General features: G+C 56.6%; 1 protein-coding gene. It reads left to right on the top strand.

Annotated elements, in window-relative coordinates:
- On the top strand, positions 1 to 650 hold a 650-nt coding region (locus ACFCYN_RS25460; RefSeq protein WP_375952977.1), incomplete at both ends, for a hypothetical protein.

Genomic DNA, 650 nt, shown 5'->3' on the forward strand with positions numbered 1-650 from the left:
ATGATGTGATGCGTGCCTCTCGCGATGGGATCAGCAGCGTCTATAACAACATCTTCAGCCGTAACAACGTCTCTCTCGACAGATCCGATCTAGTCCGCTTGGCGGGGATTGAGCAGACGGCAATGAAGAACATGACTGGTGATAGAGCGCAGGTAGTCAGGAATCAGCTCGATAGCATTCTCGACAACTTCGCGGACGGATCAGTCAGTGGCGCAAAGTACCAATCGCTTCGGAGCGAGCTAGCAAAAGTTAAGGGTGATCCCGCCATTGAAGGAATGGTAAAGGCCCTTCGTAGAGTTGTGGATGAGGCTGCATTCCGAAGTGTCGGAAGCGCTGATGCGAAGCTCCTGAAGCAGGCAAACTCTCAATGGGCGAATCTGCGCACAGCAGAGGACGCGCTGAAGCAGGTTGCTGGCGCCTCTGGGGATATCCGTCCATCTGCGCTGTGGCCGATGGTGAGGAGCGGATCAACCAGGGAGATGCGCGAACTGGCACGCGTCGGGCAAACCGTGCTTAAGGATCCGATCCCTAATTCCGGCACAGCTGAGCGAGTGGTTATCAACAACCTGCTCGGCCTTGGTGGCGGCGCCTACCTGGCGAGCAATGAGGAACTTCCTGCTTGGGCTCGCCTTGCAGGTGCAGGGTTGCTG

Source organism: Gottfriedia sp. NPDC056225, assembly GCF_042267765.1.
Taxonomy (GTDB): Bacteria; Bacillota; Bacilli; order Bacillales; family Bacillaceae_G; genus Gottfriedia.